At 34.1% G+C, this 11,451-nt stretch carries 11 protein-coding genes; 4 read left to right on the plus strand and 7 right to left on the minus strand.

What is annotated here, in order from left to right; all coding sequences use genetic code 11:
* Nucleotides 1-27: 27 nt before the first annotated feature.
* Nucleotides 28-1,545 carry a GH3 auxin-responsive promoter family protein gene (locus tag NG655_RS02460; protein WP_252157768.1) on the plus strand — a complete coding sequence of 506 codons (1,518 nt, stop codon included), beginning with the start codon at nucleotides 28-30 and terminating at the stop codon, nucleotides 1,543-1,545.
* Here the strand turns inward: NG655_RS02460 and clpX are convergent.
* The 3 genes from clpX to NG655_RS02475 are packed head-to-tail and all read right to left on the minus strand — an operon-like array spanning nucleotide 1,529 to nucleotide 4,802.
* A complete protein-coding gene (gene clpX / locus NG655_RS02465; RefSeq protein ID WP_252157769.1) occupies nucleotides 1,529-2,767 on the minus strand; it encodes an ATP-dependent Clp protease ATP-binding subunit ClpX in 1,239 nt (412 codons plus the stop codon). The two genes, NG655_RS02460 and clpX, sit on opposite strands and share 17 nt — an antisense overlap.
* An 11-nt stretch (nucleotides 2,768-2,778) precedes the next feature.
* Nucleotides 2,779-3,435: an ATP-dependent Clp endopeptidase proteolytic subunit ClpP gene (gene clpP / locus NG655_RS02470; protein ID WP_252157770.1), complete on the minus strand. Its 657-nt coding sequence runs from the start codon at nucleotides 3,433-3,435 to the stop codon at nucleotides 2,779-2,781.
* Nucleotides 3,436-3,470: 35 nt separating this feature from the next.
* A complete protein-coding gene (locus NG655_RS02475; protein WP_252157771.1) occupies nucleotides 3,471-4,802 on the minus strand; it encodes a trigger factor in 1,332 nt (443 codons plus the stop codon).
* 220 nt (nucleotides 4,803-5,022) lie between these two features.
* Between NG655_RS02475 and NG655_RS02480 the strand changes: the two genes are divergently transcribed.
* Genes NG655_RS02480 through NG655_RS02490 form a run of 3 tightly spaced genes read left to right on the plus strand, consistent with a single transcriptional unit; the run spans nucleotide 5,023 to nucleotide 6,886 of the window.
* Complete coding sequence (locus NG655_RS02480; RefSeq protein ID WP_252157772.1) at nucleotides 5,023-5,637, plus strand: 30S ribosomal protein S16; 615 nt, start codon at nucleotides 5,023-5,025, stop codon at nucleotides 5,635-5,637.
* 11 nt (nucleotides 5,638-5,648) lie between these two features.
* Nucleotides 5,649-6,179 carry a ribosome maturation factor RimM gene (rimM, locus tag NG655_RS02485; protein ID WP_252157773.1) on the plus strand — a complete coding sequence of 177 codons (531 nt, stop codon included), beginning with the start codon at nucleotides 5,649-5,651 and terminating at the stop codon, nucleotides 6,177-6,179.
* Complete coding sequence (locus tag NG655_RS02490; protein ID WP_252157774.1) at nucleotides 6,176-6,886, plus strand: tRNA1(Val) (adenine(37)-N6)-methyltransferase; 711 nt, start codon at nucleotides 6,176-6,178, stop codon at nucleotides 6,884-6,886. The genes rimM and NG655_RS02490 overlap by 4 nt, the downstream gene beginning before the upstream one ends.
* Here NG655_RS02490 and NG655_RS02495 read toward each other — a convergent pair.
* The 4 genes from NG655_RS02495 to NG655_RS02510 form a co-directional block, all read right to left on the minus strand.
* A complete protein-coding gene (locus tag NG655_RS02495; RefSeq protein WP_252157775.1) occupies nucleotides 6,883-9,240 on the minus strand; it encodes a TonB-dependent receptor in 2,358 nt (785 codons plus the stop codon). The genes NG655_RS02490 and NG655_RS02495 overlap by 4 nt on opposite strands.
* 83 nt (nucleotides 9,241-9,323) lie before the next feature.
* Nucleotides 9,324-9,881, minus strand: a complete 558-nt coding sequence (locus NG655_RS02500) for a hypothetical protein (RefSeq protein ID WP_252157776.1) — start codon at nucleotides 9,879-9,881, stop codon at nucleotides 9,324-9,326.
* A 176-nt stretch (nucleotides 9,882-10,057) separates the two neighbouring features.
* Nucleotides 10,058-10,744, minus strand: a complete 687-nt coding sequence (locus NG655_RS02505; RefSeq protein WP_252157777.1) for a lysoplasmalogenase family protein — start codon at nucleotides 10,742-10,744, stop codon at nucleotides 10,058-10,060.
* 11 nt (nucleotides 10,745-10,755) lie between these two features.
* The gene (locus NG655_RS02510) at nucleotides 10,756-11,403 is read right to left on the minus strand and encodes a lysoplasmalogenase (RefSeq protein ID WP_252157778.1); all 648 of its coding nucleotides are present in this window, start codon (nucleotides 11,401-11,403) and stop codon (nucleotides 10,756-10,758) included.
* Between the last annotated feature and the right edge of the window lie 48 nt (nucleotides 11,404-11,451).

Here is an 11,451-nt window from a genome sequence, read left to right on the forward strand (position 1 = left end):
TATTTATAAGATAAAGATACTTATAAAATGGCAATCCCCTTATTCAATTCTATAGCCTCTTGGTTTCTTAAAAAAAGGATTCATCAAATTGAACTTTTCTTAAAGTATCCACACGAAGTTCAACAAGAAGTACTAAACGATTTACTTCGAATTTCAAAGAATACTGAGGTTGGAAAGCGCTATGATTTCAGTTCAATTAGAAATTATCAAACCTTTAAAAGCAGAGTTCCCCTTGTGGCGTATGAAGACATCGCAGATGATATCAATAGAAGTAGAAATGGGCAAGCTAATATATATTGGCCGACCCCTATTAAGTGGTTTGCAAAATCCAGTGGAACAACCGACAGCCGAAGTAAGTTTATTCCTGTAAGTCCAGAAGCTTTAGATCAATGCCATTACAAAGCAGGGAAGGACATGCTTTCTTTTTATTTTAACAATAACCCTGAATCAGAATTATTTAATGGTAAAAATTTGAGGTTAGGAGGTAGTCAAGAAATTTATGATAATAGCACTAGTTATTTTGGAGATCTATCGGCGATTATTATCGATAATATGCCTTTTTGGGCAGAAATTAGTAGTACCCCTTCTCATAAAACTTCATTAATCCCAGAATGGGAAGCTAAAATAAATGCCATTTTAAAAGAAAGTGTTCTTGAGAATGTAACCAGTTTTGCAGGTGTTCCTTCTTGGATGATGGTTCTTCTAAATAAAGTTATAGAACACACAGAAAAGGATAATATATTGGAGGTTTGGCCAAATTTGGAAGTTTTTTTCCATGGAGGAGTGAGCTTTAAGCCATACCAAAGTCAGTACGAAAATTTTTTCCCAGGTTCTCAGCTTAAATATTATGAAACCTTCAATGCTTCTGAGGGTTTCTTTGGTATTCAAGATTTAAATAATTCAGACGAATTACTCTTGATGCTAGATTATGGAATTTTCTATGAATTTATTCCTGTTAATGGTTCAGAAGACGATATAATTCCTCTTGCGGGAGTTGTATTATTTGAGAGTTATGAAATGGTAATTACTACCAATTCTGGTTTGTGGCGTTATAAAATTGGGGATGTAATAAAATTCACTTCTGTTGCTCCTTACCGCATTCAAGTAGTAGGAAGGACAAAACATTTTATAAATGCTTTTGGCGAGGAGTTGATGGTAGATAATGCAGATTTAGCTCTAGCTAAAGCTGCTCAAACTACAGGAGTTAATATCATAGATTATACCGCAGCTCCTGTTTACATGAATGGAAATGAAAAGGGTGCGCATCAATGGTTAATTGAATTTGACAAAGTTCCTGAGGATTTAAATCGATTTTCAGAAGTCTTAGATGAGGTGTTGCGAGAAATAAATTCGGACTATGATGCTAAACGTTATAAAAACATGACCATGAAGTTTCCAGAAGTTATCCCAGCAGGGTCTAAATTATTTTACAATTGGCTTTCCAAGAATAAAAAATTAGGAGGTCAACACAAAGTTCCTCGGTTATCAAATAACAGAGAGCTCATCGAAGAGTTGTTGAAGTTAAATACTACGAAACCGCTTTAAGTGCAGGGTCTTTAGAGTTATTTAGCTTTCTTTCGGCGTAGCTTTTAGAAATCTTTAATTCTGTTTTATCTGTTCCTGGCATCTCGAACATTGCGTCGGTAAGAATTGCTTCGCATAAAGACCGTAAGCCTCTGGCTCCTAAATTATATTCGAGGGCTTTGTCAACAATGAAGTCTAAGGCTCCTGAACTGAAGGTTAACTTAATGCCGTCAATCTCGAACAATTTTTCGTATTGCTTGGTCAATGCATTTTTAGGTTCTGTTAAAATAGAACGTAGGGTTTTTCTGTCTAATGGGTGCATGTGTGTAAGCACGGGTAAACGACCAATTATTTCAGGGATCAGTCCAAAAGATTTAACGTCTTTAGGATTTACGTATTGTAAAAGATTTTCCTTGTCTAAATCTTCTTTTTGAGATTCAATTTTATAACCGATTGCCTGAAGATTAAGTCTTTTGTTTATCTCACGCTCAATACCGTCAAAGGCACCACCGGCGATGAATAAAATATTGGAAGTATCTACTTCTATGAATTTTTGATCAGGATGTTTTCTTCCTCCTTTTGGGGGAACATTTACAACTGTTCCTTCTAAAAGCTTCAGTAAAGCTTGTTGTACTCCTTCTCCAGAAACATCTCTTGTAATCGACGGGTTGTCTCCTTTTCGAGCAATTTTATCTATTTCATCTATGAAAACAATTCCACGTTGTGCTTTTTCTACATCGTAGTCAGCAGCTTGAAGTAATCGAGTTAAAATACTTTCGACATCTTCACCAACATAACCAGCTTCAGTTAAAATGGTAGCGTCAACAATAGCTAAAGGAACACTCAACATTTTTGCTATAGATTGAGCTAAAAGTGTTTTTCCAGTTCCTGTTTGTCCAACAAGAAGGATATTACTTTTTTGTATTTCAATTTCTTCTAGTTCAGCTTTAGGATGAGACAATCTTTTGTAATGATTATATACCGCAACAGAAATTACTCTTTTCGCTGCATCTTGGCCTATAATGTATTGGTCTAAAAATTCTTTTGTAAGTTGAGGTGTTTTTAGGTCTAATGAACTAGAGTCTGTGCTAGACTCGTTTTCATCTTTTGCCTCCTCAATTACAATCCCATGGGCTTGATGAATACATTTATCACAAATGTGAGCGTCTAAACCAGCAATAAGCAGATCTGTTTGTGGTTTAGTTCGTCCGCAAAAAGAACAAATTAATTCTTCATCACTCATAGTGTACTTTTTTATTTAGTCAAAACTTCATCAATCATTCCATATGCCTTAGCTTCTTCAGCTTTCATCCAGTAATCTCGGTCACTGTCGTGGTGTACTTTATCGAATTCTTGTCCAGAATGTTTTGCAATGATTTCATATAATTCTGTTTTTAATTTTCCGATCTCACGAGCAGTTATTTCGATATCAGAAGCCTGTCCTTGAGCACCTCCTAAAGGTTGGTGAATCATAACTCGGGCGTGTGGTAACGCAGAGCGTTTTCCTTCTTGTCCAGCACAAAGTAGTACCGCTCCCATAGAAGCTGCAATACCAGTGCAAATTGTAGCGACATCAGGCGATATATATTGCATGGTGTCATAAATACCCAATCCAGCATAAACACTTCCACCTGGAGAATTTATATACATTTGTATATCACGTTTTGGATCTACACTTTGTAAAAACAAAAGTTGTGCCTGAATAATGTTGGCTACTTGATCATCAATTCCTGTTCCCAAAAACATAACACGATCCATCATCAGTCTTGAAAAAACATCCATTTGAGCAACATTCATTTGGCGTTCTTCAATGATGTAAGGGGTCATGCTGCTAACCATTTTATCATAATACATGGCGTTTACTCCATGATGCTTGGTTGCGTATTTTTTAAACTCTTTTCCGTAGTCCATATTAAGGTTTATTTAGTACCTAAAAGTAAGTAAAATTATTGTGCACTACCGTATGCTTCTTTTACAAAGGCATCATAGTTTACTTTTTTTGTTTTCAAACCAGCGTTTTCTTTGTAAAAATCTAAAAGTTTTTTACTCATTAACTGATCAGAAAGTCTTTTAGTTTCTTCTTGATTTGTGAAAATTCTAGCAGCAATATCATCAAGTTCCTTTTCTTCTGGTGCCATTTGACCATATTGCGCCATTTGTTGCTTGATAAGATCTTTTGCAAAACTTTGTAATTCTTCAAATTTAATTTGAAGATCATACTCTTTAATAATTGCTCCTTCAATTAGTTGGTAACGAATTCCCTTTTCAGATTTTTCGTATTCTTCTTTAGCTTCTTCTTCTGTTAATGGTTTTTCACCAGAGTTCTGAAGCCATTTGATTAAAAATTCTTTAGGAAGATCAAATTTTGTATTATCAATTAGGTTTTCCGTAACATCATTTAGAAGTTTTTGTTCAGATTGAGATTCAAATTGCTTTTCAATCCCTTCTTTAACTTTTTCTTTAAGAGCTTTAAGGCTTGTAACTGTTCCAGCTTCGTAAAGTTTATCAAAAAGTTCTTGATTTAATTCAGCAAGAATACGGTTGTTAACTTCTTTAATTGTTATGGAAACAGTTTTAGGGAGTTCTTCTAGCTGAGGGATAGTAACACCAAATGCTCTTGCTGCGGCACTATCTTCATTGAAAAGACCTTTTGTATTTAACTCTAATGTATCGCCTATTTTTGCAGCGCTAAGAGCAGTAATATTCTTTTTTCCTTTAATTGAATCGAATTCAATCACTGGTGTAGTGTCAATTGCTGCATCTTCATTTTTGATTTCGACAGACAATTCAGTTCCAGGAGTTATTTCTTTGGAAGATTCAATTTTACCATATTGCTTCTGGATGTATGAAAGTTGCTCATCAATCATTTTCTTGTCCGCTTCTATTTGAAAAAAAGTAACTCCTTTTTTCCCTTTTAAGTTGACTTCAAATTTTGGAGAAAGTCCAAGTTCAAATTCGAAATTTAAAACATCGGCCTTCCAGTCAATCTCTTCTTGCATTTTAGGAAGTGGGTTTCCCAAAAGTTCAAGTTTTTCTTCTTCAATAAACTTATTAAGGTTTTCTTGTAGTAATTTATTTACTTCATCCGCAGTAACCGGTGTTTCGTATTGTTTTTTGATCATTCCCATTGGCACATGCCCTTTTCTAAATCCAGGAATGTTCGCGTTTTTGCGATAATCATTTAATACATTAAGTACTTTTTCAGCAAAATCATTTTGCTCTAATGAGATTGTAATAGTACTGTTTAAGGCGTCAAGGTCTGTTCTTGTAATTTGCATGTATATGTTCTCAATAAATTAGTGCGCAAAAATAAGTCTTTTAAATGGGTTGCACAAGCATAAACTCCCTGTAATAACCACTTAAACAGATAAGTTACCCTGTTTTGCAACTAATTGAGCTTAAAATAGAGTAGATTATAAGTCATTTTAAAATAAAATAGTACATTTGCAGCCTGAATTAATAACCAGAACGTCGAGAACGTTCACAATTTAATATGACATGCCAGTAAAAATCAGATTACAGAGACACGGAAAAAAAGGAAAACCATTCTATTGGGTAGTAGCAGCTGATGCTCGTGCCAAAAGAGATGGACGTTATCTCGAAAAAATCGGAACATACAATCCAAACACCAATCCAGCAACAGTCGAAATCGATGTAGATTCAGCTGTTAAATGGTTAGGAAATGGAGCACAACCTACTGACACTGCTCGTACTTTATTGTCTTACAGAGGGGCTTTACTTAAACATCACCTACAGGGAGGTGTATCAAAAGGAGCATTAACTCAAGAAGACGCAGATGCAAAGTTCGAAGCATGGTTAGAAGATAAAGCTAATCGTATCCAAGCTAAAGTTGATGGTCTTTCTAAGGAAGAAGCTAAAGCACAAGCGGACGCATTTGCAGCTGAAAAAGCAGTAAATGAAAAACGTGTTGCTGATGCAAAAGCACTTGCTGAGGAAGCTGCTGCTGAGGAAGCTGCCGCTCAAGCTGCTGCTGAAGCAGAGGCAGAAGCTGCTGCTGCACCAGAAGTTGAAGCAGAAGAAGCTGCTACAGAAGAGGCTGCAACAGAAGAGGCTCCTGCTGCTGACGCAACAGAAGAGGCTCCAGAAGCATAATTACTTGACCGATGACCAAAGAAGAATGTTTCTACTTAGGTACCATCGTTTCAAAGTTTAGTTACAAAGGAGAGGTGTTAGCAAAGCTTGATACCGATACTCCACAAGATTATATAAATTTGGAATCAGTTTTTGTCTTACAAGGCACAAAACTGGTTCCTTTTTTTATTGAGAATGCTCAATTACAAAAATCAAGTTTACTTCGAATCCGTTTTGAAGATATTGAATCGGAATCTGATGCTGATTTATTGCTCAAAAAAGAACTTTACCTTCCGTTAAGCTTTTTGCCAGAATTAAAAGGTACCCAGTTTTATTACCACGAGGTAATTGGATTTAAAGTTAGAGAAAAGTCAGGTAATGTTATAGGGGTTTTACAAGCGGTTAATGACCAAACTCCGCAAGCTCTTTTTGAAATAATTGATGATAAAGAGCGAATTATTTTAGTCCCAGTTCATGACGACTTTATTAGTAAAGTTGACCGTTCTAAATCAGAACTGACTTTAAATTTACCCGACGGATTATTGGATGTATATCAATCGTGAAAAATTCAAATTTTCGATTTAAACAATTTAGTATAGAACAATCGAATTCGGCAATGAAAATTGGAACCGATGGAGTTCTGTTAGGGGCTTGGTCTCCTATTGCCCAAAACACCAATTCTGTTTTAGATATTGGTGCCGGTACAGGTTTAATTGCTTTAATGTTAGCCCAGCGCACAGTTGATTCCAAAATTACAGCTGTGGAAATTGAAGCTGCAGCAGCTAAAGAAGCTACTTTTAATTTTAATAATTCTCCTTGGTCAAATAGATTAAATCTTGTACACACTAGCATAATTGACTTTTGTCTTAATTGTAACGAAACCTATGATTTAATTGTTTCAAATCCACCCTTTTTTAAAAATCCTTATAAGGTCTCGAAAGACTCTAGGAGTACTGCAAGGGATAATTTTCATTTAAGTTACGAGAACTTATTTTCTTCAGTTAATCAATTAATTAGTTCTGAAGGAGACTTTGCTTTAATTGCTCCTTTTGAGTATCGTTCAGCTTTGATTTTATTAGGAGACCAAAACGATTTATATTTAAATCAAGAACTGTTGGTTAAAGGAAGTTTTACAAGCCCTTATAAAAGGATTTTGATGCACTTTTCTAGGAATAAAACCCCCTTGAAGACCGGTTCTTTAGTTTTGGAAGAATCTAGAAATAATAGAACAAAAGATCATCAGAAATTGGTGGAAGATTTTTATCTTTAAAAATCAAATACAAACCCAAAAGAAGGAAAAGGAGTATTTCTGTCTTCTCGTTCAACTTTAACTAATTCTCTGGGTGTAATAATAGTTCCGTCTGTTGTTCTGGCTAATGTATATTCATCAGGTCGAGCAGTATCTTGTGCCAAGAAGTTTTGTAATTCTAGGTAAAAATTAAACGAAAGATTTTCGAAATTCCATTTTTTATCAATTCTAAGATCCCCTTGTTTGAAAGATGATAATCGATTTTGACCAAGTTGACTATAATCAAGCACGATTCTAGGGTAGGTAGCAAGGGTTGCTGCCGTGTCTGTTGGAGCAAAAGGAGACGCGCCTGCATAACGGTATCGTACGCTTACTTCCCAGTTTTTAGGTAATTTATAGCCTCCAGTAAAGGTTACTAAGTTTCCACTATCCCACACAGACGGAAGTTCTGTGGAGTCTAATCCGGAGAATTTACTGCTGAATAAAGTGTAGGCAAGAATCCCGTAAAAGTTATTTGATAATTTCTGTTGAAATAAAACTTCAATTCCTTTACTTAAACCGCTACCAGTATCTGTTACTGCTTCATTTCCTAACACCTCAAAATCTGCACCTTTATTTGCTAAAGAAACACCGTCTATAATTGAAACGGGGTATTGACTGTAATCTTTTCTAAAGGCTTCTACGGTAAACCTAGAAGAAGGACTCAGATTATATTCTACTCCAAATACATAATGATCACTTTGCGTATAGCGGTTTGATTTATTGACGAATGCTCCATTTTCATTTTGGAAACCGAGCATTGTGTAAGTTGGTATTTTGAAATAACGACCAACAGATCCGTTTAATTTCCAGCGACTACTTTCATCTAACGCATAGGATGCAGATAGTCTAGGTGATACATTATCTATGAGGTTGGAGCCAGTAGTAAAACTATCTCCATCGGAACGAACCCCTAAAGCTAGGCTCAATTTTTCATTGTAAAAGGAACGACTGATTTTTCCGAAGAAGCCATATTTAGCAAAATCGATTGAAGTGTCATATCTAAAGCTACTAATTAAATCCTGGGTTTCGTTAGAATAAACAGATTGTTGAATATTCAGTCCATAAGAAAGCTTCCATTCCTTTAGATATTGAGTAGCGTGGACTCTTAATTTGGTTTCTTGCTCTTTTGAGTCGTTTCTGAATAGAATTCCAGATTTGTTCTCATTGTCTTGATATCTAGTAAAAATATTTTTAAGTCTATTTGAGCTTAAAGTTGTGTTTATTTTACCATTCCCATTTTTTAATTTATGCTTCCAAGTTACTCCCATAGTAACTGTTTTTTGTTGAATTATTGGAGCGGTATCAATAAAGTTTTGTTGTTCAGCATCAAATTCTTCAGGCGCAACTACAGAAAAGTCATCTATAGACCCAATACCAATAAAGCTGAGGCTATTTCGATCATCAATCTTATGGTCTAGTTTCCACTGATAGTCCCAGTAATCTGGTCTAATTGGTAGTCCAACTAATGCAAAAACATATTGTAGGTAGCTTCTTCTTGCCGAAACCATTAGCGTAGTGTTTGAACGTTCTTTGTCTCCTTTAAATAAAGGTCCATTAAAAGTAGCACCTGCTTCGCTTGCTCCGATTCTAAAATTAATCGATTTGTTTTGACTGTTTCCTTCTCTTTGTTCAAAAGCTAAAACTCCTGATAATGGGTTGTCATATTCAGCACCAAATGCAGATGAGGAAAGTGTAACTTCTCTTATGAAAGATACATTTAACATCCCTACAGGCCCTCCTGCGCTTCCTTGAGTACTGAAGTGATTTATGTTAGGAATTTCTACGCCATCTAAATAGTAAACACTTTCGTTTGGAGCTCCACCCCTAATAATAAAATCATTTCGAAATCCTCCGCCTCCTGACGGTGAAATACCAGGAAGACTTTGAGCTACTTTTGCGATGTCGTTGTTTCCTCCAGGATAAGTTTCAATTTCAACCGCCGAAAAAGATTGAGTAGAAAGGGGAGTTTCTTTTGAAGTTCTGAAGGGGCTTTTAGAAAGTATTACTTCATTAAGTGTTTCTGTATTTTCTTTGAGTTTAAATAAAAGATCGGGTGTTCCAACAGATTTTACAATTACATTATATAATGTTTGAGATTCAAATCCTAAAAAGGTAGCATTGACATTATATGTTTTTGTAGGGACATCGTCGAATGAAAAGAATCCGTTTTGATCCGTGATAACTCCAAGTGTTGTTCCTTCTAATAGAATAGAAGCTCCTTCCAGAGGTTCTTGTGTAATTTCATCGATTACTTGTCCAGAGAATGACCCTGTGTTTTGAGCGCTAATAAATGAAGTTAAAAATAATAGAATTGAAGTGAAGTAAAGTTTCATTGAGAATATTTTGTGTAAAATTAGTTTTTGAAATCTTATCTCAAAAACTTTTGTTCAACTTTATTAAAAAAAAAGTAAACAAGTTAGTTGTTTTTCTTTTTTCGCTTTCTAACTTTCTTGTTTTCTAGATTTATTTTTTTCACTTCTTTTTCCTTTTCTTTTAAATCAAATTCTTCTCTGAATTTTTCTAAGTCACTTTTACTTATCTTTTCCTGATCTTGAGCCTGAATAGCAACTTCGTCTACACCAAAAGAGGCTTGTTCTGTTTGCTTTCTCATGATTTCTTTAGCAGCTTTTAGGTTGTAATATATTCCAGAGTCAATTAGCTTATTGTCAACGTAGTTTTCTTGCTTTTTTTTGTCCCATCGAACGAAGATAAATCCACCTCTTTCAGAAGATTCTAATTTAACTTGAAATACTTTTGCGTTTTCAGGTAGCTTTTGGTAAACAATTATTTTTTTTATAATGTAGCCCGATAGGTCTAATAGTTCTTCGACAAATTGTTTTTGACCTTCAAGGCTTTTGTCGTTTATAGGGTATAGATATTCGTCTTCGTAATAAGAATCAACCTGAGCATTAACTATTTTTGAAAACAGCAGTAACAGTAGTGTTGCAATGATATGAAATTTTTTAAAATCCATTTTTTTACGATTGACTATTAACCAAAGATTCTATTTTATGAAGTAATTGTATTGAAACATTGGTAACTTCATAAGTGGTTATCTTCAAAAGCATTACCTCAAGATAATAAAACCAATTCCAACGATATCTTAAAACTTATATAATTCTATGAATCTTAAAAAAGAAAAGATGTAATTTAGTCTTTGTACTTCATGTTGTGCTTTATGAAATACTGACATGTTAAGTACTGAAAACCAATATAAAATAAAAGTCTAAATAGATCTTGTGCAGGATTTATGTTTTCAGAGAATAACTTAATCGCATAAAGTGACCCGCTTAGGGTAAGCATAAAAACTCCAATCATTAGATTTAAATTTGTTTTGTTTTTTTCTTCTTCCCAAAGAATTGTACTCAGAAAGCTAGCTCCCAAAAGAGTTATTCCGTAAAAAACAATTGGATATATAAAGTTACCTAGATCTTCATGAAGAATAAATAAAATCCCGATTAAGTAAATCATGTGTATTGAAAATGATAAGACAATTTTCTTTTTTTTGAATTGCTTTATCAGCGGTACTTTAATTTCTTTTAGGATATGATCTGCAATTAGAAGAATCAATCCCCAAAAAGAAATCATTCCAGCGATTGAATATAAAAATTCATTAGAAATATTTAGAACACTTCCTATGAAAGAGAAAATTAGAATTAATTCATAAGTCAAGTTCCTTTTAGACCTTAAGAAATAAAAAGTTCCTATACTTGGAGCAATTAAAGCTGTTGCTACTATTTCTATTATGGTGTGCTTGAACATAATTCCAAGTACATAAAATATAGAGACAAGTATAAAGGTGAAGAGTGCTAATTTAATTTTGATTTGGGATTTCATTTATTTTATGTTCAGTGGGTTTTTTTAAAATAATTACATATAAAGAATTGTGCTGGTATGTAGGTTGCCATCACTAAAAATCCAAATATATTTTCTTCAAAATAAAAAGTATTAAATGCAATCATGCTATCCGAAGTTATAAATAAAACAACCCCTAATAATAACACTAAGCTTTTATAGTCTTTATTCTTAATTGTAAGTAATGTGGTTGTAATTCCAATTATAGAAAGTGTTAGGGCATAACCGCTTATTGGAATCGCTAGTGTTCCCAGTTTAGACCCTAGCAAAATCATCGTTGTTGTGAAGTAACCGCCGAATAATAGAAGTGGTAAAATTATTTTCTTAGTTGAGAATATTTTTTTTAAGGGAGTATTTAGTTCTTTATTAATCATTTGTAGGTAAATGATTTGTGCCCCCCAGAACGATAAAATCCCTAGTAAAAAAAACAAAAAATCCCCTTTCATTAAAAAAAGATCACCCATCCAGGATAGAAAAAGTGCCCAGAAAAAAGGCCTATCATAGTTTTTTGTGTAATAAAACCCTGCTAAAAAAGGAATGAGTAGAGGTTTTGTGTAAATACTCAACAATTCTTGACCTGTATACTGACCTATTACATGGATTATTCCCGTGATCCAAAATAGATAAGCAAACTTTTTCATGTCTATTATTTTATATATTTATTGCGAATATATAAAATAATAAATAGC

Source organism: Candidatus Arcticimaribacter forsetii, assembly GCF_910589745.1.
GTDB lineage: Bacteria > Bacteroidota > Bacteroidia > Flavobacteriales > Flavobacteriaceae > Arcticimaribacter > Arcticimaribacter forsetii.